Below are 21,683 nucleotides of genomic sequence, written 5' to 3'. Positions count from 1 at the left end.
TCCTTGAGATTTTCATGATCCGCCCGCTCGCCGCCGCCCTGCTCATCGTCCTGATCGGGGCCGAAAGCGCCGCCGCCCAGACGCCGCGCGCCCTCGCGGCCCTGGACGAATTGCGGGCGGCGGCGGGCGGACTGAGCGATGCGCATCTGCGCGAAGAGACTTTGGCGGGGCTGCAGTCCCGGCCCTGCGTCCGCCACCGGGCGGGTCTGACGGCGGCCGACGAAGACGTGATCTTGGCTGCGCTTCGGGCGGACGGATTGATGCCCGCGTCCGCCGATGGGGTGCAGGCTGAGGTTCAGCGCCTGACGGTCTTTCCGCCGCTGGCGGACGGCGCGGCCTGTCCCGCCCTGCCCCAGCCTTTGGAATCGGCGCCGGGCGGAAACGCCGGCTCTCATCACGACTGGCCCGGCGGACTAGTCGATCACGAAGTCTTCAACCTGCGCCTGGGCCTGGCCCTGGCCGATCTGTATGAGGCCGAGGACGGCCTGCCGGTGGATCGCGACGCGGTGATCGCCGCCGTCCTGTGGCACGATTGGGCCAAGGCCCTGGTCCTGGTGTGGAACGATGACGGAAGCCTGCCGCCGGAACGACCGATCGCCGGGGCCGGCGCCCATCATGTGCTGGGTCTGGCCGAGGCGATGGCGCGCGGCCTGCCCGAAGCGGAGATTCTGGCCCAGGCCTGCGCCCATGCCGCACCGATCGGCGATGACCAACGGACGGTGCAGAACTGGCTGCGAGCGGCGGCGATCATTTCGCGCACCGCCTGGACCGTCCCTGCCGTCCCGACCCGCGAATGCCTGATCAGCAACGCCGCCGACGACAACTGGGTTCATGCCGAGGCGGCGGTCCATGCCGCCGACGCCGCCCTGGCGCGGCTGGCGCCCCGCTTCGGCTATCCGGCCGCCGACGGTCCCGCTTACCGGACGCGCCTGCGCAATCCGATGCTGGAAACCCTGGGCGCGGACCGGATCAAGGCCCTGTCGGATGTCGAGGGCGACGCCGGGGTCGAGCGCGCCCTGCGGGCCGCCGGCTTCTAGAACACGCTGCGCAGACTGACGACGACGCGCCGACCGGAATCCACCACGTCCGACAGGGCGGCGCCGTCACGTCCGACATGGGCCCAATAGCTGTACGCCCCGGTGAGGTTGGTGACGATCACGTCCAGCCGCGTCCGCTCGTCGAACCGCCACCGGGCGCGCGCATCCAGCCGCGCCACGGACCGGACCCACAGATTGTCCCAGTCGCCCTCTGCCTTCAGGACGTCATAGGCCGACAGATAGGCGCCGGTGTAGTTCAAGCTCAGATAGGCGGCGGCGCGCCCCTGGGCGTAGGCCAGTTCCGCATTGCCCAACCATTCGGGGGCGTTCAGCATCGGCTGGGACCGCCCCAGAATCTGCCCCAGATCGACACGGGACCACTGCCTGCTGAGATTGAGGTCCAGGCTGGCCTGACCGCCCAGGTCGAACGGGTCGCCGAGCGGCTGAAACCACTCCATTTCCAGGCCGCGTGTGTCGCCGCGCCCGCCGTTACGGGGCATGACCACTCGGACGGCGGCCTCATCAGGAACCACGCCGACGTCCAGGCTGGAGCCGCTTTCGTACAGATAGTGATCGATCTGTTTGGCGTAGGCGGACAGGCTGAGCGCCCCGCCGCCCGGCAGCCAGGTCTGATGCGACAGGTCCAGGTTCCAGGCGTCGGCGCTCTTCAGGTCCGGATTTCCCCGCGTCACGGTCGTCACCCCGTCCAGGGTCTCGGTCCTGACGCCGCCGCCCAATTGCATGAAGGCGGGGCGGCTGTACGACCGCCAGGCGGCCGCCCGCCAGACGCCCCGATCATTGGGGCGGTAGGACAGGTTCAGACTGGGCAGAAGCATGTCGTAGCGGCTGCGGTTGGCGGCCCAGTCGCCGGGCGTTTCGCCCTCGCTCGCATCGGGCAGAACCCAGAACCGGTTGACGATGCGTGCCCTTTCTTGGCGCAGGCCGAACTGCGTCTCCCAGGCTCCGGTCGCATGCGTGGCCATGACGTAGACGGCCTGAACGATCTCGCGCCCCGACTGGCTGTTGCAGTTGAGGTTGTTGACGTACAGGGCGCCGCAAGTGTCGAAACTCTCGGTCGTGCGGTTGGCCTCGAACAGGGCCTCGAGCCGGTCGTGATCGATCCGGGGGATCGACCAGTCGTAGAGGCCGGGAAAGACCTCGGCGTAGGTCCCCTTGGCGATCCCCAGCGCCTCCCAGGTCAGACCGGCGGTCTGATAGATGTCGCCGAAGAAGGCGTTGGTCCAGTTCCGGTCCGTCAGGTCCCGGTCGCTCCGCCCCAGTTTGGCGCCGATCCGAAGGTTGCGCCACGGCCCCTGCATCGGCGTGAAGCTCAGGTCGAAGCCGCCGCCGTATCGCATCTGTTCGCTGAACTGTTCGGTGCGCTGGCCGGCGCGACGCGCCACCAGCACCGATCCCGCCTGGTTCAGATCGTCGAACACGCTCTGCGGCCACTGGGGCACCGGCAGGCCGTCGCGATACTGCACCGTCACCCCGCCGAAGGCGCGCGGGGTCCGCCCGACGTTGTACCCATCGTTCTGGTTGATCCATGCCGAGGCCTCCAGATGGTCGGGGCGGGCGCTCTCGCCGCGGCTGGCGAACAGATAGGGCGTCAATCGCCAGCGGCCGGAGACCGCATCGGCCTTCAGACTGAGCGTCGACAGGGAGACATTGTCCGGATTGGTCTCGTACCAGACCCGCGTCGACAGATCCCGGACCGACAGGCGATAGACGCCCGATCCGTCGTCGATCCAGGACTGGGCCCCGCTGACGACCTGGCTGAAGGTGGAATTCTGCTCGGTGCGGGCCTGGGCGTGGGTGGCGTTCAGCCGCAGGTCCAGACCGGGAGCCGCGCGCCAATCCAGCGCCAGGGCGTAGTTCTGCAGGCGACTGCGCCCGCTGGAGACGCCCACGTTCAGGCTTGTCTGAACCAGCCCCTCCTGCGGATTTTCGGCGTCGGGCGCCCCGCCGGCCGCAGAGCCTGAAACCCCATAGGCCCAGCCCCGGTCGTTCTGGGCCGCCATCACCCCGGCCAGTTCCGAATTGACGAAGCTGCGGTCTTCGTGGGCGGCGGCCAGATAGAGGCCGAACTGTCCTGCGGCGCCGAAACGGCGGCCGTGTTCGACCCGGATCGTCTCGCCCAGACCGGATTCGCCATAGTCCCGCGCCCGCGTCTCGACCCGACCGCCGACGGTGACGGCGGTCCAGGGCGATCGCGACAGATCCGTCGGTCCGGGCGTCTGGAAGTCCAGGGCGGCGCCAATGAAATCACCGTCCAGATCCGCGCGCCCGGTCTTGTGCACCACCACGGTCTGGAAGGCGTCCGGCGGCAGCAGGTTCAGTTGGACCCCGCGCGAATAGGGCAGACCCTGGGCCACCGACACGCCGTTGATCATGCTGAGATTGTATTCGGCGTTCAGGCCGCGATAGGCGGCGTACAAACCCTCGCCGCGCGAGGCCGAGTCGATGCCGCCGATAAAGGACCGCCCGGTGTTGATCACCGTCATGCCCGGCAGGTCGCCCAGGGCTTCCGACAGGTTCTGCGCCCCGCCGCGCTCCATGTCCTCGCGCGAAAGGCTGCGCACCGACGTCGGCGCATCCAGATCAGTCGCCAGGCGACGGGCGATCTCGCCGGGCTCCGGACGGCGCCCCCACACCTGTATGGGCTCCAGGTCCGCAGTCGGAGCCTCTATCGGGGGCGGCGGCGACAACCGGGGCCGGGCGACGATGACGAAGGTTCGGCTGTCCACCCGACGCGCCGCAAAACCCGCGTCGGCCAAGGCCAGGTCGAAAGCGCGCGCCGTCTCGAACCGCCCGACGACGGCGCGGCTCCGTCGCCCCTCAAGCCGTTCCGCCGGAAACAGGATCTGGACGCGTCCCTGGCGCGCCAGGGCCCGCAACGCCGCAGCCAGCGGCTGGGCGGGAACATCGAAGACCGGAGCCCGCCCGGCCGCCGACACCGACGACGGCAGGATCGCGACAGCCAGAACCGCTCCGCCGACAGACCGTAGGAAAGCGTGACGTCCGCCACAGCCCATGTGGGACGATCCGTGATGAACCCCGCGACTGCGAGGCTTCTATGGGGCGGCTGCAATGAATTGATGACATTCGCGGCCCACGGATTTGGCGGCCTGTCGACGGCGCTGCGTCTCTTGAGGTACAGGCTAGCGAGTTCGGATGTTTGACGGCGTCGCCCCATCGATGACAGCTTCACGAAAGCCCGCCGATCCGGCGGTCGCGATCATGGCCGAGCTGATGCAGCGGTTTGACGCGCGACTGCGTCTGTACCTGCGTCGCTTCCTCGCGCCCGCCGATGTCGAGGACGCCTTGCAGGACATCTATCTGCGGCTCACGCGGCTGGCGGGCCGGGTTCCTCCGCCCGATTTCAACGCCACCTATGTCTTCAAGACCGCCGACAGCGTGGCGCGCGACCTGCGTCGGCGACGGCTCGGACGCGGCGGCGACCGCCATGTCGAGGTGTCTGACGATCTGGCCCACGACGCCCCTTCCCCTTTCGACGAGGTGCGCTGGCAGCAGAACGCCGACCTGCTGCGCCGCGCCATCGCTTCGCTGACGCGCGATCAGCGGATGGTGCTGATGATGCATCGTGTAGAGGGTCTGACCCTGGTCGAGATCGCCGAACGCCAGCGCATCCCGCTGCGGACGACCCAGCGCCTGCTGGCCGACGCACTTGCCCGTTGCCGGCACAAGCTTAAGGATTGCGGATGGTTCGAACAGTAATTCCATTTCGCCCCCCTGTGCGTGACGCCGAAGCCGAGGCCTTCGTGGCTGAACGCCTGCGCGAAGAGCAGGGCGGGCGCGCCTCGGACGCCGGGTCGAGCGAGATCCAGGCGGTCTGGGACGCGCTGGGCCAGATGGAAGCCGCCGATTTCGTTGCGGACGACGGCCGGGCGGCGACAGGCCGTGTCGTGAACCGCCGCGCCTGGATCGCGGGCGGAACCCTGGCCGCCGGCGTGGCCCTGGGCGGCGTCTTCCTCTGGCGCCAACAACCCGTGATCTACGAGACCGAGGTCGGCGAGCGCCGCACGATCGCCTTGCCAGACGGCTCCCAGGTCACTCTGAACACGGCCAGCCGCATATCGGCGCGGTTCGCCGGGCGTGAGCGCGAGGTCGTGCTGGAATCGGGAGAAGCCTTCTTCGCGGTGGCGCATCAGGATGACGCCCCCTTCGACGTCCTCAGCCACGCGGCGCGCATCCGCGTCACCGGCACGCGGTTCAACGTGTACCGCCATGCGACCTTCACCGACGTCGATCTGCTGCAGGGCGGCGTGGCTGTGGGACCGGCGGCGGAGCCTTCGCAAGCGCGCCTTCACCTTCGCGCCGGACAGGCCGTACGTCTGTCATCGGCCGGAGACCCCGGCCCGGTCTCCGCCGCACAGGGCGGCCGTATCGACGACTGGCGCCAGGGCCGCATCAGCTTCGACCGCACGTCGCTGCGTGCGGCGGTCGTCGAGATGAACCGATACAGCAACGCGCCGCTGCGCATCCTGAACCCGTCGCTGAACGCTCTGGAGATCGACGGGGTCTTCGAGGCCGGCGACACGGCGGCCTTCGCCAAGGCGCTGGGGCGGCTGCACGGCGTGTCGGTTCGCTTCGACAGAGGGGCCTGGACGCTGTCCTGATACGACGCGCCGGGCCGCGCCCGCGAAAGGCGGGAGCGGCGTCTCATCTTACGGCGACACGCCGACGCCGCAGAGCCCGGCTTCCCGTGGCGACAGCGGCAGAATATCCAGAGCCATGTTCTCTGGCGACGTATCGGCGTCGAAGACCTGAGCCCGCTCGAAGAAGAGGCCGGGCGCCGGCAACCGTTTCCGGCGCGCGGCGCCCCATCGTCCCTCGATCCTCATCTCCGCCTAGACGGTAGGAATCGTGCCCCCATCGATCACATACTCGCCGCCGTGAATGGCTGCGGCGCGGTCGGAGGCGAGGAATGCGATCAACTCGGCGACCTCCTCCGGTTTCGCCGCCCGCCCCAGGGGGATCCCGCCGAGCGCGTTCAGGACGCTTTGCCGCGCATCTTCCAACGTCCCGCCCGAGCCTGCGGTGATCCGTTCCAGCAAGGCGTCCGAGGCTTCCGTGGATATCCAGCCGGGCGACACCACATTGACCCGCACGCCCCTGGGCCCCAGTTCCTTGGACAGGGCCTTGCTGTAGGTGGACAGGGCCGCTTTGGCGGCGGCGTAGGCGGTGGTGGATTCCGGTAAAGGCAATGTCCGCTGGATAGACGAGACGTGGATGATGGCGCCGGATCCCCGCCCGATCATCTGCGGCGCCAGCAGGCGATCCAGGCGAACCGCAGGCATCAGGTTCAGATCAAGTTCGGTGCGCCAATGCGCGTCGGTCAGGGCGGCGAAGCCTCCAGCCGGCGCCGACGAGCCGCCGACGACATGCACCAGAACATCAACGCCGCCAAACCGGTCCATCGCGGCCTGGGCCAAGGCCTCGCACCCTTCCAGCGTCATGAGATCGGCCTGGACGAACTCAGCGCCGGTCGAGGTCTCGGGGGCCGCCCGCGCGGCTGTGATCACCCGGGCGCCGCCGGCGAGAAAACGCTGGACGGTCGCGCGGCCGGCGCCCTTGGTGCCGGCGGTGACGAGAATCCGTCGACCTTCGAACTCTGTGGGATCGGGGCGCATCGTCACAGCGAGATCTCGAGCGCGCGGATGGCGTCGTCGCCCAGAGTGAAGCGAAGCGTGAACCGAAGGGGGCTGCCCTTGAAGTCGCCGGCCGTGGGTCCCTCCAGGACGACCTGGTCCCCGTCGTGGCGCATCGTATCCGGCTTGAAAATCGCCTTGCTCGCGATCGTGGCCTCGAGCATCCACCGTCGGAGCGCCGCATGGCCCTGATGGCGCCCGCCGTCGTCCTTCACGACAGCGTCAGGCGCAAAGGGCTGCAGCATGCCGGCAAGGTCGAGGCGCGCATTGGCCGCGACATAGTCAGCGATGGGTTTGGGAAGGTCGGCGATCATTGGGTCTCCCGTTCGGATTCTTGCGTTCGATCCAAACTGCAAGTACGCTCCCACAATGGCAAGAACCGACGAAAAAGTTAGGTACGCACCTGAAGGTAAGCCCTTCGACTACACCCCCCAGACTGCGGCCTTGAGCGCGCAGAATGTCATCCGTGTCCTCGAAGGACGCTGGAAGCTGGTGATCCTGTTCCAGCTGTTCGGGTCGAACGTGCGGCGGTTCTCCGAACTCGAAAAAGCTATTCCCGGCGTGTCGCAGAAGATGCTGATCCAGCAGCTTCGACAGCTTGAAGCCGATGGAGTCGTGGCCCGCATCGTCCACCCCCAGGTCCCGCCCAAGGTGGAATATCATCTGACCGAATGGGGACAGTCCCTCTGTCCGGTTCTCGACAAGCTCCTGAGCTGGGCCGAAGCCGCCCCCGCCGATGTGCGTGACCGGCTGATCGAAAGTGATCGATCAGCGGCGAACACACAGGGCTGAGTTCAGGACAGGCGGCCAGTGCGTCGATGTTTCGATTGGCTCCCACTCCTGCCCCGCAATCGCCTTTCGGCTCATGAACGGCGCTGCTTGCGGTGGTGAGGCCGACCGTCTTCCCTTTCGCATTATGATTTCATTACGCCGAACGTCGGGATTCACATCGCGTCTTTACGCCCCGCCGTGGTCCTTGCCGGCTCTGATTTGAGCTGAGGAGGCCGGCATGGCCGACGTGATTTTTCTGGCGGTCGGGGCCGGGGCGTTCATCGCCTTCGCCGCGCTGGCCGCAGCGTTGAGACGGGTGTGACGATGATCGCCATGCTCTGGGGCGCGGGGGCGGTCGTCGTCGCCGTTTACATGGTCGCGGCTCTGCTGCGGCCCGAGCGGTTCTGAAGAACCGGGACTGAAATCATGAACATTCAAGGATGGGGCGAGATCGCCCTGACCCTTGGGCTGGCCGTTCTGCTCGGCTGGCCCATCGGCGTTTATATGTCGCGCGTCTGGAACGGCGAGCGGACCTGGCTGGATCCGGTGCTGAAACCGGTCGAGGCCGTCTTCTATCGGGCGGCCGGGGTCGATCCGAAGCGCAGCCAGGGTTGGCTGGGCTATGCCGGCGCCCTGCTGGCCTTCAATGCGGCGGGCTTTGTCCTGCTGTACGCCATCCTGCGTCTGCAAGGCGTGCTGCCGATGAACCCGCAAGGCTTCGCCGGCGTCTCGCCGCACCTGGCCTTCAACACCGCCGTCAGCTTCGTCACCAACACCAACTGGCAGAGCTATGGCGGCGAGACGACCCTGTCGACCTTCACCCAGATGGTGGGTCTGACGGTTCAGAACTTCGTCTCGGCCGCGACCGGCGCCACCATCGCCGCCGCCCTGGCGCGCGCCTTCGTCGCCAATCGCGGCGAGGGGGTCGGCAATTTCTGGGCCGATCTGACGCGGACCACCCTCTATGTGCTGCTGCCCGCCGCCTTCGTGTTGGCCGTGGTGCTGTCCGGCCTGGGCATCGTCCAGAGCCTGGCCGCCAGCGTCCATGCGACGACGGTCGAGGGCGGCTCCCAGACCCTGCCGCTGTTCCCGGCCGCCAGCCAGGTGGCGATCAAGCAGTTGGGCATCAACGGCGGCGGCGTCTTCAACGTCAACGGCGCCCATCCGTTCGAGAACCCTTCGCCCCTGACCAATCTGATCACCGCCGTGGCGATCAACGTCATGGGCTGGGCCGCCTTCTTCGCCTTCGGCCGCTCAGCCATGGCGGGGCGCGACATCCGCGCCCTGGTCGCCTCGGCCCTGATCATCCTGAGCGTCTCCAGCGCGGCCATGTATGTGATCGAGACCCAGCCGGCCCCGGCCCTGGTCGCCGCCCACGTCGATGCATCGGCGAACATGGAGGGCAAGGAGGTTCGCTTCGGCGCCCCGGCCTCCACCGTCTGGTCGGTCGTGACGACCGGCGCCTCGAACGGTTCGGTCAACTCGATGCACGCCAGCTATATGCCGCTGGGCGGGGCCTTGCAGATGTTCCTGATGCAGCTGGGCGAGATCCTGCCGGGCGGCATCGGTTCAGGCATCGCCATCATGGTGGTGATGGCCCTGCTGTCGGTCTTCGTCGCCGGGCTGATGGTCGGTCGTACGCCGGAATATCTGGGCAAGAAGATCGAGGCGCGCGAGATCCAATTCGCCATGATCGCGGTCCTGGTTCTGCCGCTGGCCATCCTGGGCTTCTCGGCTGTAGCGGCGGTGTTCCCGACGGCGCTGGCAGGCCTGCTGAACAAGGGACCGCATGGCCTGTCCGAGATCCTGTACGCCTACACCTCGGCGGCGGCGAACAACGGCTCGGCCTTCGCGGGTCTGACCGCCAACGCCCCCTGGTGGAACACGACCCTGGGGCTGGGCATGCTGTTCGGACGGTTCATACCGGCCGTCGCCGTCCTGGCCATCGCCGGCAGCCTGGTGGTCAAGCCCAAGCTGGCGGCGTCTACCGGCACCCTGCCCACCGACAACGGCTTGTTCATCGGCCTGTTGATCGGCGTGATCCTCATCCTCGGCGGCCTGCAGTTCCTGCCCGCCCTCGCCCTGGGACCGATCGTCGAGCACTTCCAGGTGCTCGCGGCGGTCGCCGGCGCCTGATCCTCCGGACATCCTGACATGACACAAATCACATTGGATTCACGCGGAGGGGAGCCCGGCGAAGGCGGTCGTTCGACCCCCATCGCGGGCGGTCTCTCCGGGGCGATGATCGGTCGCGCCGTCGGCGAGGCCTTCCTCAAGCTGAACCCGGCCAAACTGGTCAAGAACCCGGTCATCTTCACCACCTGGATCGTGGCCCTGCTGGCCACGGTGTCGGCGGTCGCGGCGGTCGTGGGCGGCCAGTCGGCGGGGTTCGCGGTGCAGCTGGCGCTGTGGCTGTGGGCCACGGTCCTGTTCGCCAATGTCGCCGAAAGCGTCGCCGAAGGGCGGGGCAAGGCGGCGGCCGACAGTCTGCGCGCTACCCGCGTCACGACCAAGGCCAAGCTGATCGTCGATCCCGAGACCGGCACAGTGGTTCCGACCAATGCGTCCGAGCTCGAGGTCGGGTCGATCATCCTGGTCGAGGCCGGCGATGTCATCGCCTCGGACGGCGAGATCATCGAGGGCGTGGCCTCGGTCAACGAGGCCGCCATCACCGGCGAGAGCGCGCCGGTGATCCGCGAAAGCGGCGGCGACCGTTCGGCCGTGACCGGCGGCACCACCGTGGTGTCCGACTGGATCAAGGTGCGCATCACCGCCAAGCCGGGCTCGACCTTCCTCGACCGCATGATCGCCATGGTCGAGGGCGCGGACCGTCGCAAGACGCCGAACGAACTGGCCCTGGCCGTGCTGCTGGCGGGCCTGACCCTGATCTTTCTGATCGCGGTCGTGACCCTGGTCGGTCTGGGCGCCTATTCGGGCGTGAACATCGATCCGATGGTGCTGGGCGCCCTGTTCATCACCCTGATCCCGACCACGATCGGGGGCCTGCTGTCCGCGGTCGGCATCGCCGGCATGGACCGGTTGCTGAAGGTCAATGTGCTGGCCACCTCGGGCCGTGCGGTGGAGGCGGCCGGCGACGTCGACACCCTGTTGCTCGACAAGACCGGCACCATCACCTTCGGCAACCGCATGGCGACCGAGGTCATCCCGGTTCCGGGCGTGCGTCCGGAAGCCGCCCTGGCCGCCGCCGTCATGGCGTCCCTGGCCGACGAGACGCCCGAGGGCCGCTCGATTGTCGAACTGGGCCGCAACGCGGGCATTTCGGTCGAACAGCCGGCCGGCGCCGTCGCCATCCCCTTCACCGCCGTCACCCGCCAGTCAGGCCTGGACGTCGGCAAGGACAGCTGGCGCAAGGGCGCGGTCGATGCGGTGCTGAAGGACCTGAACCTGTCCGATGGTGCGGCTCCGGCCGAGTTCCGTCAGGCCGTGGACCGGATCGCCCGCTCGGGCGGCACGCCCCTGGCCGTCACCCAGAACGGCGTCCTGGTCGGCGTCATCCACCTGAAGGACGTGGTCAAGCCGGGGGTGAAGGCGCGCTTCGCCGACCTGCGCCGCATGGGCCTGCGCACCGTCATGATCACCGGCGACAATCCGGTGACGGCGGCGGCCATCGCGTCGGAGGCGGGGGTGGACGACTACCTCGCCGAGGCCACGCCCGAGGACAAGATGCGGCTGATCAAGGCCGAACAGGCCAAGGGGCGTCTGGTCGCCATGTGCGGCGACGGCGCCAATGATGCGCCTGCCCTGGCTCAGGCCGACGTCGGCGTGGCCATGCAGACCGGCGCCCAGGCCGCCCGCGAGGCCGGCAATATGGTCGATCTGGACAGCGACCCGACCAAGGTCATCGAGATCGTCGAGGTCGGCAAGCAATTGCTGATCACGCGCGGCGCCCTGACAACCTTCTCGGTCGCCAACGACGTGGCCAAGTATTTCGCCATCATCCCGGCGATGTTCGTGGTCTCGCTGCCGGCGCTGGGCGCGCTGAACGTGATGCGTCTGCACAGTCCCGAGAGCGCCATCCTGTCGGCGGTGATCTTCAACGCCCTGGTCATCGTCGCCCTGATCCCGCTGGCGCTGAAGGGCGTCAAATACCGGGCCATCGGCGCCAGCGCTCTCCTGGGTCGCAACCTGCTGATCTACGGCCTCGGCGGCCTGATCGCCCCGTTCGTGGGCATCAAGCTGATCGACCTCATCATTTCCGCGCTGGGCCTGGCCTGATGCGCGTTTCCAGGGATATTCCGATGCACAATCGTCTCAACAAGATGCGCGCTGCGGCCGCGTCGAAAACCAGCTTCTGAGGCGACGATCATGGTCCATTCGTTCCGTCCGGCCATCGCGATGATGGCCCTGTTCACCCTCCTGCTGGGGCTGGCCTATCCGCTGGCCGTCACCGGGATCGCCCATAGCGTCTTCCCCCGCCAGGCCAGCGGCAGTCTGGTGCGCGACGCCGGCGGCCGGGTCGTTGGCTCGGCCCTGATCGGCCAGGCCTTCGCGGGCGAGACCTATCTGCACCCGCGTCCCTCGGCGGCGGGCGACGGCTATGACGCCGCCGTCTCGTCGGGCTCCAACATGGGGCCGTTGAACCCGGATCTGGCGGCCCGCGTCGCCGAAAGCGCCCAGGCCATCCGCGCCGACGACGGCGCGGGGGGCATCCCCGCCGATGCGGTGACGACCTCGGCCTCGGGCCTCGACCCGGACGTGTCCCCGGCCTACGCTCGGCTTCAGGCCGCGCGGATCGCCCGCGCCAGAGGCGTCCCCGTGCAGCAGGTCCAGACCATCATCGACGGCCAGACCCAGGGGGCTCTGCTGGGCTTCGTCGGCCAGCCGCGCGTCAATGTCCTGCTGACCAACCGCGCCCTGGACGCCCGTTTCGGCGCGGAGGGCTGATTGCCCGAGACCGAGGCCGAAACGCCCGCGACTTCAGCCGTTCCGCGCCGCAAGCGCGGGCGGCTGAAGGTGTTTCTGGGCATGTCGCCCGGCGTGGGCAAGACCTACGAAATGCTGCGCGCCGCGCGCCGGCGAAAGGCCGAAGGGCTGGACGTCGTCGTCGGCGTGGTCGAGACCCACGGCCGCAAGGAGACGATGAGCCTGCTGCGCGGCCTGGACGTCATGCCGCGCGCGCCGATCGACCATCGCGGCCGATCGCTGATGGAGTTCGATCTCGACGGCGCCCTGGCGCGCCGCCCCGGCCTGCTGCTGGTCGACGAATACGCCCATTCCAACGCCCCCGGTTCACGCCATCCGAAACGCTGGCAGGACGTGGAGGAACTGCGCGACGCCGGCGTCGATGTCTGGACGACGCTGAACATCCAGCATCTGGAAAGCCTGTCCGACGTCATCCTGCGGATCACCGGCGTTCGTCAGCGCGAGACGGTGCCCGACAGCCTTCTGACCGACGCCGACGATATCGAGGTGGTGGACATCACGCCCGAGGACCTTCGCGTCCGCCTGGCCGAGGGCAAGGTCTATGTGCCCGAAACGGCGCGGGTCGCGTCCGAGAACTTCTTCAAGCTTGAGAATCTGACGGCCCTGCGCGAACTGGCCCTGCGCCGCGCGGCCCAGACGGTGGACGATCAACTGCTGTTCCATCTGCGCGAGCGGGGCGTGTCGGGGCCGTGGGCGGCCGGTGAGCGGATCCTGGTCCTGGTCGGGGGCGACGCCATGAGCGCGTCGCTGGTGCGGACCGGACGACGCATGTCGGACATGATGATGGACGCCCCCTGGTCGGTGGCCCACGTCGAGCGGCCGTCGGGCTCGCGTTCCGACGCGCGATCCGCCGGCCGTCTGTCCGAAGCCTTCAAACTGGCCGAACAACTGGGCGGCCGACCGGTGACGCTGAGCGGCGACGACGTCGTGCGCACCGTCCTGGATCACGCCCACCGCAACAACGTCACCCAGATCGTCATCGGCAAGACGCGGGGCGGCCGTCTGGCCGAATGGACCGGTCGGGCGCTGGCCACCGAACTGCTGCGCAAGGCCCAGGGCGTGGCCGTCCATGTCGTGACCGAAGGCGATGGGTCGGCGCCCGAGCCGACGATCAGGCCCGGTCTCCGGCCTGGTCTGGACTGGCGTCCCTATTCCGCCGGCGCGGGTTTCGTCGGGGCCGCGACCGGCGTCGCCCTGTTGCTGGACACGCGGTTCGAGCGGGTCGATCTGGGCGTCATCTATCTGGCCGCCGTTGTGGCGGCGGGGGTGCTGAACGGGCTGCGGCCCGCTCTCGTCGCGGCGACCCTCGCCTTCCTGACCTACAACTTCCTGTTTCTTCAGCCGCGCTACAGTTTCCTGATCGGCTCGCCGACGGACTTCCTCACGCTGTTGCTGTTCTGGGCCGTCGCCCTGGGCACGGGGGCCCTGGCCGGGCGGGTGCGCGAACAGGCCCGCGCGGCCCAGCGTCGCGCCGCCGCCGTCTCTGCCCTGCTGGCCGCCAGCCAGACCCTGTCGGCGGCCCAGGATCGTGCGACGACCGCCCTAAGCCTGGCCGAACAGGCCTCGGCCGCCGCCGGGGCCGGGGCGGTGGTCCTGCTGCCGGACGGCGACGACATCGTCCTGACGGCCGCCAGCCCCGAGGGCGTGGTCCTGGGCGCCGACGCCATGGCCGCGGCCCGCTGGGCCTGGACCCACGGCGAGGTCACGGGTCACGGCACCGGCACCCTGCCGCAGACCCGCTGGCGGTTTCAGCCCCTGCAAGGCGTGCGCGGTCGCGCCGGCGTGGCGGGGATCGACGCCTCGGCCGTGGCGGCGGGCTCGGACGAGGAGCGGCTGGCCCTGGCCCTGCTGGATCAGGGCGCCGTGGCGCTGGAGCGGGCTGATCTGGCCGGACAGGCTTTGGAAAGCGAGACCCTGCGTCGCGCCGACCGGTTCCGCGCCGCCCTGATGAACTCGGTCAGCCACGATCTGCGCACGCCCCTGTCGACCGTGCTGGGCTCGGCCACCACCCTGATCGACTATGGGGCGACCCTGAAGCCCGAGGTCCGCGACGATCTGCTGCTCAGCATCCGCGAGGAGGCCGAACGCCTGTCGCGTTATGTCGGCGACCTGCTGGACATGACCCGGCTGGAGGGCGGCGGGCTGAACGTCCGCACCGACTGGACCGATGTGCGCGACGCCCTGAACGCCGCCGCCGACCGGGTGTCGCGCCGCCTGGGGCGACGTCGGATCACCCGCGACTTCCCGCCCCAGCTCAGCATGGTGGAGGCCGACCCCGGTCTGCTGGAACAGGCGGTGGTCAATATTCTTGAGAACGCCATCGCCTATAGTCCCGACGGGACGACCATCGAACTGGCGGCCTATGAGGACCGGGGCTCCGTCGTCATCTCCATCGAGGACGAGGGGCGCGGCATACCCACGGCCGAGCTGGAACGGGTGTTCGACAAGTTCCGCCGCATGGAGGATTCGACCGACCGCGCCCCCGACAGAGTCCAGGGGGCCGGCCTGGGTCTGGCTATCGCCAAGGGCTTCATCGAGGCCATGCGCGGCCGCATCGCCGCCGCCAGCCCGATCCACGACGGACCCGACGGCGGCAAGCGGGGCACGCGCATCCTGATCAGCCTGCCCAAATCCATCGCCACCCATCCGGATCTGCTGTGATGCCTGCCGTCCGTCCCCAGGTCCTCGTCATCGACGACGAGCCCCAGATCCACCGCTTCCTGTCGCCCGCCCTGGACGCCGCCGGCTACGAACCCCGCCGCGCCGACAGCGGGCAGGAGGGGCTGAGGGCCATCGCATTGTGGAGCCCCGACGCCGTGGTGCTGGACCTGGGCCTGCCCGACATGGACGGCAAGGACGTGCTGAAACGGGCGCGGGAATTTTACCAGGGGCCGATCATCATCCTGTCGGCCCGCGATCGCGAGGCCGAGAAGATCGCGGCCCTGGACCTGGGCGCCAACGACTATGTCGAAAAGCCGTTCGGGGTCGGCGAACTTCTGGCGCGCATCCGGGCCGGGCTGCGCCAGGGGGCCTTGGCGCCGGTGGCGGGCGGCGTGGTCACGGTCGGAGAGGTGGTCATCGACCTGGACCGCCGCATCGTCACCCGCGCCGGCGAGCGGGTGAAGCTGCGCCCCAAGGAATACGAAGTCCTGGCCTGTCTGGCCCGCAACGCCGGCAAGGTGCTGGGCCACGCCGACCTGCTGAAGACCGTCTGGGGCGCGGGCCACGCCGCCGATGTCCAGTATCTGCGCGTCGTGATCGGCCAGCTGCGCCACAAGCTGGAGGCCGACCCCGCCGAACCGGCCCTGGTCGTTACGGAACCGAGCGTGGGATACCGGCTCGAACTCTGATCGCTCGCCCCGGCGGCTCAGGCGGCGAAGGCGGCCTTCATGGGCTGGACGGTCTGGACGGGACGTCGCGTCGGCAGATCGAAACTGACCACCGTGCCCACCCCGGGCTCGCTTTCTATGTTCAGCCGGCCGCCATGCATCTCGATCAGCGACTTGGTCAGGGCCAAGCCCAGGCCGGTGCCCTGGGTGGTCTTGGAATGCTGGCCTTCGACCTGTTCGAAGGGCCGCGCCAGACGGACCATATGTTCAGGCGCGATGCCGATGCCGGTGTCGGCGCAGGCGACCCGGACGCGATCCTCGCCGGCCGCCCCCTTGAACGGCGTCAGCGACAGGGTGACGGTCCCGCCTTCGGGCGTGAACTTAACGGCGTTGGAGATCAGGTTCAGCATCACCTGTTTCACGCCGCGGTGGTCCGCCTCGATGTCCGGCAGGTCGCCCGCTTCGATCTCCAGGGTCAGGCCGGACTCCAGAACCTTGCCGCGCATCAGCCGGGCGGCGTCCTCGCACACGTCCCGCAGCGAGACGGGCTCGTAGTGCAGGGTCATCTTGCCGGCCTCGATCTTGGCCATGTCCAGGATGTCGTTGATCAGGCTGAGCAGATGCTGGCCCGACTTCAGGATGTCGCCAGCGTAGCCCTTGTACTTCTCGCCTATGGGGCCGAACAGCTCGGCGGCCATGATCTCCGAGAAGCCGTTGATGGCGTTCAGCGGGGTACGCAGTTCGTGGCTCATATTGGCCAGGAATTCGGACTTGGCCTGGTTTGCGGCCTCGGCCCGGGTCATGGCGATCTCGTATTTCCGGGCCAGTTGCGACAGCATCTGCTGGCTGGCTTCGAGCTGGGCCACGGTGCGGCTCAGGTCCTCGACGGCGCGGCGGCGTTCGGTCTCTTCGCGCTTGATGGCGGTGATGTCGGCGGCGGTGACCACCGAGCCGCCCTCCGAGGTGAAGCGTTCGGACAACTGCAGCCAGCGGCCGTCGTGCAGTTCGACCTCGCGAAGGCCCGCCCGGCCGTCCGTCGGCGCATGTTCGGCCTTGATGGCCAGGGCGGCGATGCGGTTCAATTCCTCCTTCGCCGCGCCGCGCCGCACGACGCCGGACTGGAAGTCGAAAGCGTCCTCGAACGCCTGGTTCCAGAGGATGAGGCGGCCTTGGCGATCAAACAGGACGAAGGCGTCCGAGATGCTCTCCACCCCGTCGCGCAGACGGCTTTCGGCGGACTGGGCGGCGGCCTTGGCCCGGCGGGCCTCGGTGATGTCCAGGGCGACGCCCAGGATGGCGGAGAAGCCGGCCTCGCCCCGCGCCCCTCGCGCCTGGCCGCGCGCATCGATCCAGCGGGTCCGGCCGCCGTCGCCCGGGACGGGGAAGGTGACCTCGAAGGCGCCATAGGCCGAGGCCTGGCGCAACGCGTGCTGCACCTGGTCGCGGTAACGGGGATGGATGCGGGCCATCACGATCTCTGCCGGCACGACGCCGCCGGTCTCGAAGCCCAGCAGGGTCGCCATATAGTCGGACAGGGTTACTTCGGCGCCGTCCAGATCCCATTCCCATACGCCGCAGCGCGCCGCCTCCACCGCGATGCGGAAGCGTTTTTCCGACGAGGCCCATTCCCGGCTGGCGCGCGCACGACGCAGGCCCTGGAACAGGAACAGCGCCAGGACGCCGAGGCCCAGCAGCACGGGGGCCGCCAGAACCCAGGCCTCGCCCAGCAGACCCGCCGCACCCGCGGGCGGTCCGCTCTGCAAGGCGACCACATAGGGACCGTCGGGCGTGATCGGCGCCGCCACGACCGACGCCCTGCCCCCCGGCGTGGCGACGGGCGTGGTCAGGGACGCCAGGTCGCCGGCCTGGACGCCGATCAGCGGCGTTGCGGACCGGCCGACCTCGGCGGCGTTCGGCGAGGCCAGGATGACCCCCGTCTTCGACACGATCCGGACCACGCCAGAGGCGGGCAGGGACGGGAGAATGCGCGCCTCAAGCCGCCGCCCCCCGGCTTGCGGCCCCGTCAGGGCGACGACGCCGGGCGACTGCACCGGCCCCTGGCTGGCCAGAATCGCGCCGTCGGCGCCGATCACCGAAAAGCCCGCGTTCGGCGCGACGCCGCGCGCCCGCTCGACGGCGGCCATCGGGAGCGCGTCGTCCAGCAGTGCGGCTGTCCCGACGTCGATCCCGGTCTGGGCGGCCTGCATCAGGACGGCGGTCCGGCTGGCGGCGAGCTGGGCGCTCAACGTCAGGTTCTCGTTCTGGAGGCGATGGGCTTCGCGGGCGGGGCGTGTCGCGTCTCGCGACATCAACAGCACGTATCCGGTGGAGCCGAGGGCGAGGACCAGCACGCCGATGCGCATCCAGGCCGGGGCGCTGGGGGCCCTGTCGGTGGCGCGTCGGCCTCGCTTGTCTTGCCGCCGCTCCATGCCCCGCAAGGCGCTCTCCCGACCAAATCAGCTACAGGGGGAATCTAGGCTGCGTCGCGGATTCCTGTCGAGGCTTGGTTAATGCTTTCTGAATTCTCAGGCCGCCTAGAGCTTCACCGCGCGCAGCCTCAGCGCATTGCCGATGACGCTGACCGAAGAGAGCGCCATGGCGAGCGCTGCAAGAGCGGGCGAGAGCAGCCAGCCGAAGACGGGATACAGCAGGCCGGCCGCGACCGGGATGCCGAGCGCATTGTAACCGAAGGCGAAGATCAGGTTTTGCCGGATGTTCCCCATGACCGCTCGCGACAGACGCCGCGCCCGGACTATGCCTTGCAGATCGCCGCTCAACAGGGTTACGCCCGCGCTCTCGATCGCCACATCCGAGCCCGCGCCCATGGCGACGCCGACATCGGCGGCTGCGAGAGCCGGGGCGTCGTTGACCCCATCTCCGGCCATGGCGACGATGCGGCCCTGTGAGCGAAGCTGCTGAACCACCGACGCCTTGTCCTGCGGCAGGACCTCGGCATGGACCTCGTCGATCCCGAGGCGTCGCGCCACGGCTTCGGCCGTGGTTCGGTTGTCCCCGGTCATCATGACCAGTCTCAGACCGGCCGCCTTCAGCGCGAGGATCGCGGCCGACGTGGTGGCCTTGACCGGGTCGGCGATGCCGAGGACCCCGGCGGCCTTGCCGTCGATGGCCACGAAAATGGCCGTGGCGCCGTCGTTCCGGAGTGCGTCCGCCTTCGGCTCCAGCGTGGAGACGTCGATCGAAAGCTCACCGAGATACCGGGTGTTGCCCAGGGCCACCTGGCGTCCCTCGACAACACCGCGCACGCCGCGTCCCACCGGACTGTCGAAGTCCACGGCTTCCGACAGGGGCAGATGGCGGTCCTTGGCGGCCTGGACGATCGCATCCGCCAAGGGGTGCTCGCTTCCGCGCTCCAGACTGGCCGAAAGACGCAGCACGTCTGTTTCGTCGAAGCCTTTGGCGATCACCATCGCTGTCACGGACGGGCGTCCCTCGGTCAGGGTGCCGGTCTTGTCGAGGATCAGGGTGTCGACCCTTTCGAAGCGCTCCAGCGCTTCAGCGTTCTTGATCAGGACCCCGGCGCGCGCGCCTCGTCCGACCCCTACCATAATCGAGATGGGGGTCGCGAGACCGAGCGCACAGGGACAGGCGATGATCAGGACCGAGACAGCGGCGACCAGGGCATAGGACAGCCGGGGCTCCGGCCCGACCAGCCCCCAGACGGCGGCGGCCAGCAGGGCGATTGTGATCACCGTCGGAACGAACCATCCAGATACCGTGTCGGCCAGCCGCTGGATCGGCGCGCGGCTGCGTTGGGCCTGAGCGACCATCTGGACGATTTGCGCCAGCAGGGTGTCGGCCCCGACCTTGTCGGCGCGCATGATGAAGGATCCGGTCTTGTTCAGGGCGCCGGCGACGACCCGGTCGCCGACCTCCTTGGTCACCGGCATGGACTCGCCGGTCACCATCGACTCGTCGACGGCGATACGGCCATCCAGGATTTCGCCGTCCACCGGGACTTTCTCACCGGGGCGGACCCGCAGGGAGTCGCCGACAGTGATCAGGTCGAGCGAGACATCCTCGTCAACGCCGTCCGCCCGGACCCTTCGCGCGGTCTTGGGCGTGAGATCCAGCAAGGCCCGGATCGCCCCCGACGTCTGCTCGCGGGCGCGAAGTTCCAGGATCTGTCCGACGAGGACCAGCACCGTGATGACCGCCGCCGCCTCGAAATACACCGGCGCGCTCCCGTCGGCCTTGAGGAAGGCGGGCGGGAACAGCCATGGCGCTACGACGGCCACGATGCTGTAAAGCCATGCGACCCCGACCCCCATCGAGATCAGGGTGAACATGTTCAGCCGGCGCGTGCGCAGCGAGGTCCAGCCGCGCTGGAAGAAGGGCAGGCCGCACCACAGGACGACCGGCGTGGCCAGAACGAATTGGATCCCGTTCGACAGCCGGCCGGGGATGAGCATGTGCAGGTTCGTCAGATGGGCGCCCATCTCCAGCGCGAAGACCGGCAGGGTCAGAATCAGACCGATCCAGAAGCGGCGGGTGAAGTCGATCAGTTCGTGATTGGGCGGCGCTTCGGCGGCGACGGTTTCAGGCTCGAGCGCCATGCCGCAGATCGGGCAGGACCCCGGACCCTCCTGCCGGATTTCCGGATGCATGGGGCAGGTGTAGATCACGCCCGGAATGGCGGGGGCGGGCTCCGAAGCAGGCTTCAGATAGCGCTGTGGATCCGCCACGAATCGGGTTCGGCACCCTGCCGAGCAGAAGAAATAGTCCTGCTCGTCATGGCTGGCCCGGTGAGCGGTCGTCTTTGCATCAACCGACATCCCGCAGACCGGATCCTTTAGCGCGACCGATCCCGCGGAGGGTTCCGCCGAGCAGCAGGAGCGACCTGCGGCGTGACCGTGAGGATGAGTGGACATGACGCTCTCCGGCTGATCCAAGCGCCTCGAATATACCTGTAGGGGGTATGGAGCAAGATACCCGCATGGGGTATACAGACACTCTGGAGCGAAGCCGCATGCAAATCGATACGAAGCCCAAAATCCTTAACCGGCTGAGCCGGATCGAAGGCCAGGTGCGGGGCATCGCCCGCATGGTCGACGAGGACCGCTACTGCATCGACCTGCTCACCCAGTTGCGGGCCGTCCGCGCAGCGCTCCTTCGCGTGGAGACGGAAGTGTTGAGGGACCACCTCGACCACTGCGTCATGGGAGCCATGACAGGTGACGATCCTGAGGATCGAAAGGCCAAGGCCGGCGAGCTAATCGAACTCTTGGCTCGCGCCGGTCGATAGGTCGGACGGAGTGCGGATCTTCTGGCCCGACGCCATGATCCGGGCGGAGCCCCTACGGCGACGTTGACGTGCCCGTGAGAATTTCCTCCACGCGGCGCTAGAGTCCGGTCCTTGGAAGGGGGGACTGTCAATCGGCGTCTAAAAGGGACCCCCTATCGGCGTGCAATAGGGACCCCCTTTTGAGGTTCGGGATGGACGTCACGAGCGCACCGCTTGCGAGGGTTGGGGCGTAGGGAGGGCGTAGCCCGACCGGAGGCTCAACCCTCGCCTGGCGTTCTTCGTGGAGGGTTAGCTGCGGTGTTTGAAGCGCCAGCTGTCGTTGCCGGTCTCGACGATGTCGCAGTGGTGGGTGATGCGGTCGAGCAGGGCCGTGGTCATCTTGGGATCGCCGAACACGGTCGGCCATTCGCCGAAGGCGAGGTTGGTCGTGACGATCACCGAGGTCCGCTCGTAGAGCTTGCTGATCAGGTGGAACAGCAGCTGGCCGCCCGAGCGGGCGAACGGCAGGTAGCCAAGCTCGTCGAGGACCACGACGTCGAGGCGGCAGAGGTGAGCAGCCAGCGCACCGGCCTTGCCCAGGCGGGTCTCCTCCTCGAGGCGGTTCACCAGGTCGACGGTGTTGAAGTACCGGCCACGCGCCCCGGCCCGCACGACGTTGGCGATGATG

The 21,683-nt window shown here is 68.6% G+C and carries 17 protein-coding genes; 11 read left to right on the top strand and 6 right to left on the bottom strand.

The genetic code is table 11. From position 1 onward, the window contains the following. Positions 1-14 precede the first annotated feature (14 nt). Positions 15-1,037 carry a hypothetical protein gene (locus AC1RSI_RS00085; RefSeq protein WP_447941418.1) on the top strand — a complete coding sequence of 341 codons (1,023 nt, stop codon included), beginning with the start codon at positions 15-17 and terminating at the stop codon, positions 1,035-1,037. Here the strand turns inward: AC1RSI_RS00085 and AC1RSI_RS00080 are convergent. Continuing rightward, the gene (locus AC1RSI_RS00080; RefSeq protein WP_154725742.1) at positions 1,034-4,072 is read right to left on the bottom strand and encodes a TonB-dependent receptor; all 3,039 of its coding nucleotides are present in this window, start codon (positions 4,070-4,072) and stop codon (positions 1,034-1,036) included. The two genes, AC1RSI_RS00085 and AC1RSI_RS00080, sit on opposite strands and share 4 nt — an antisense overlap. A gap of 163 nt (positions 4,073-4,235) precedes the next feature. Between AC1RSI_RS00080 and AC1RSI_RS00075 the strand changes: the two genes are divergently transcribed. Both AC1RSI_RS00075 and AC1RSI_RS00070 read left to right on the top strand, forming a co-directional pair. Beyond that, positions 4,236-4,775, top strand: a complete 540-nt coding sequence (locus AC1RSI_RS00075; protein WP_035308000.1) for an RNA polymerase sigma factor — start codon at positions 4,236-4,238, stop codon at positions 4,773-4,775. A gap of 17 nt (positions 4,776-4,792) precedes the next feature. Further along, positions 4,793-5,677 (top strand): FecR family protein, encoded by an 885-nt coding sequence (locus tag AC1RSI_RS00070; protein WP_008260877.1) that lies wholly within the window; start codon positions 4,793-4,795, stop codon positions 5,675-5,677. Between the two features lie 231 nt (positions 5,678-5,908). On the opposite strand, the gene AC1RSI_RS00065 is transcribed toward AC1RSI_RS00070, so the two are convergent. Beyond that, positions 5,909-6,691, bottom strand: coding sequence for an SDR family oxidoreductase (locus AC1RSI_RS00065; protein WP_008260281.1), 783 nt, complete (start codon positions 6,689-6,691; stop codon positions 5,909-5,911). A gap of 2 nt (positions 6,692-6,693) precedes the next feature. Beyond that, positions 6,694-7,023 carry a nuclear transport factor 2 family protein gene (locus AC1RSI_RS00060; RefSeq protein ID WP_035307987.1) on the bottom strand — a complete coding sequence of 110 codons (330 nt, stop codon included), beginning with the start codon at positions 7,021-7,023 and terminating at the stop codon, positions 6,694-6,696. 55 nt (positions 7,024-7,078) lie between these two features. Between AC1RSI_RS00060 and AC1RSI_RS00055 the strand changes: the two genes are divergently transcribed. The 7 genes from AC1RSI_RS00055 to AC1RSI_RS00025 all read left to right on the top strand — a co-directional run bounded on the left by AC1RSI_RS00055 (position 7,079) and on the right by AC1RSI_RS00025 (position 15,774). Next, positions 7,079-7,501, top strand: coding sequence for a winged helix-turn-helix transcriptional regulator (locus AC1RSI_RS00055; protein WP_035307985.1), 423 nt, complete (start codon positions 7,079-7,081; stop codon positions 7,499-7,501). 303 nt (positions 7,502-7,804) lie between these two features. Further along, positions 7,805-7,888 carry a potassium-transporting ATPase subunit F gene (locus tag AC1RSI_RS00050; protein ID WP_081836166.1) on the top strand — a complete coding sequence of 28 codons (84 nt, stop codon included), beginning with the start codon at positions 7,805-7,807 and terminating at the stop codon, positions 7,886-7,888. 18 nt (positions 7,889-7,906) lie between these two features. Continuing rightward, positions 7,907-9,616, top strand: coding sequence for a potassium-transporting ATPase subunit KdpA (kdpA, locus tag AC1RSI_RS00045; RefSeq protein WP_008261543.1), 1,710 nt, complete (start codon positions 7,907-7,909; stop codon positions 9,614-9,616). A gap of 105 nt (positions 9,617-9,721) precedes the next feature. After that, positions 9,722-11,716 carry a potassium-transporting ATPase subunit KdpB gene (kdpB, locus tag AC1RSI_RS00040; protein ID WP_008263018.1) on the top strand — a complete coding sequence of 665 codons (1,995 nt, stop codon included), beginning with the start codon at positions 9,722-9,724 and terminating at the stop codon, positions 11,714-11,716. A gap of 90 nt (positions 11,717-11,806) precedes the next feature. Further along, positions 11,807-12,385 carry a potassium-transporting ATPase subunit KdpC gene (gene kdpC, locus AC1RSI_RS00035; RefSeq protein WP_040349768.1) on the top strand — a complete coding sequence of 193 codons (579 nt, stop codon included), beginning with the start codon at positions 11,807-11,809 and terminating at the stop codon, positions 12,383-12,385. Further along, complete coding sequence (locus AC1RSI_RS00030) at positions 12,386-15,085, top strand: DUF4118 domain-containing protein (protein WP_291756671.1); 2,700 nt, start codon at positions 12,386-12,388, stop codon at positions 15,083-15,085. Beyond that, positions 15,085-15,774 carry a response regulator gene (locus tag AC1RSI_RS00025; RefSeq protein WP_154725745.1) on the top strand — a complete coding sequence of 230 codons (690 nt, stop codon included), beginning with the start codon at positions 15,085-15,087 and terminating at the stop codon, positions 15,772-15,774. Before AC1RSI_RS00030 ends, AC1RSI_RS00025 begins: the two co-directional genes overlap by 1 nt. A gap of 17 nt (positions 15,775-15,791) precedes the next feature. Here AC1RSI_RS00025 and AC1RSI_RS00020 read toward each other — a convergent pair whose 3' ends face one another. Further along, on the bottom strand, positions 15,792-18,182 hold the full coding sequence (locus AC1RSI_RS00020) for a PAS domain-containing sensor histidine kinase (protein ID WP_230307582.1): 2,391 nt from the start codon (positions 18,180-18,182) through the stop codon (positions 15,792-15,794). Between the two features lie 105 nt (positions 18,183-18,287). Continuing rightward, the gene (locus tag AC1RSI_RS00015; RefSeq protein ID WP_035307967.1) at positions 18,288-20,642 is read right to left on the bottom strand and encodes a heavy metal translocating P-type ATPase; all 2,355 of its coding nucleotides are present in this window, start codon (positions 20,640-20,642) and stop codon (positions 18,288-18,290) included. Between the two features lie 98 nt (positions 20,643-20,740). On the opposite strand from AC1RSI_RS00015, the gene AC1RSI_RS00010 reads away from it, so the two are divergent. Further along, the gene (locus AC1RSI_RS00010; RefSeq protein ID WP_008260442.1) at positions 20,741-21,016 is read left to right on the top strand and encodes a metal-sensitive transcriptional regulator; all 276 of its coding nucleotides are present in this window, start codon (positions 20,741-20,743) and stop codon (positions 21,014-21,016) included. 288 nt (positions 21,017-21,304) lie between these two features. Here the strand turns inward: AC1RSI_RS00010 and AC1RSI_RS00005 are convergent. Next, positions 21,305-21,683 (bottom strand): ATP-binding protein (locus AC1RSI_RS00005; RefSeq protein ID WP_492322605.1); only part of this gene is annotated, 379 nt, incomplete at its 5' end.

It is taken from the genome of Brevundimonas sp. GW821-FHT10E09 (assembly GCF_058809375.1).
This window is presented reverse-complemented; position numbering and strand designations above follow the sequence as displayed.

Coding starts and splice junctions, on each gene's coding strand:
- AC1RSI_RS00050 (WP_081836166.1), top strand. CDS start 7,805: ATGATCGCCATGCTCTGGGGCGCGGGGGCGGTCGTCGTCGCCGTTTAC.
- AC1RSI_RS00025 (WP_154725745.1), top strand. CDS start 15,085: ATGCCTGCCGTCCGTCCCCAGGTCCTCGTCATCGACGACGAGCCCCAG.
- kdpB (WP_008263018.1), top strand. CDS start 9,722: ATGATCGGTCGCGCCGTCGGCGAGGCCTTCCTCAAGCTGAACCCGGCC.
- kdpA (WP_008261543.1), top strand. CDS start 7,907: ATGAACATTCAAGGATGGGGCGAGATCGCCCTGACCCTTGGGCTGGCC.
- AC1RSI_RS00080 (WP_154725742.1), bottom strand. CDS start 4,072: ATGGGCTGTGGCGGACGTCACGCTTTCCTACGGTCTGTCGGCGGAGCG.
- AC1RSI_RS00010 (WP_008260442.1), top strand. CDS start 20,741: ATGCAAATCGATACGAAGCCCAAAATCCTTAACCGGCTGAGCCGGATC.
- AC1RSI_RS00060 (WP_035307987.1), bottom strand. CDS start 7,023: ATGATCGCCGACCTTCCCAAACCCATCGCTGACTATGTCGCGGCCAAT.
- AC1RSI_RS00015 (WP_035307967.1), bottom strand. CDS start 20,642: ATGTCCACTCATCCTCACGGTCACGCCGCAGGTCGCTCCTGCTGCTCG.
- AC1RSI_RS00075 (WP_035308000.1), top strand. CDS start 4,236: ATGACAGCTTCACGAAAGCCCGCCGATCCGGCGGTCGCGATCATGGCC.
- AC1RSI_RS00020 (WP_230307582.1), bottom strand. CDS start 18,182: ATGGAGCGGCGGCAAGACAAGCGAGGCCGACGCGCCACCGACAGGGCC.
- AC1RSI_RS00055 (WP_035307985.1), top strand. CDS start 7,079: ATGGCAAGAACCGACGAAAAAGTTAGGTACGCACCTGAAGGTAAGCCC.
- AC1RSI_RS00085 (WP_447941418.1), top strand. CDS start 15: ATGATCCGCCCGCTCGCCGCCGCCCTGCTCATCGTCCTGATCGGGGCC.
- kdpC (WP_040349768.1), top strand. CDS start 11,807: ATGGTCCATTCGTTCCGTCCGGCCATCGCGATGATGGCCCTGTTCACC.
- AC1RSI_RS00065 (WP_008260281.1), bottom strand. CDS start 6,691: ATGCGCCCCGATCCCACAGAGTTCGAAGGTCGACGGATTCTCGTCACC.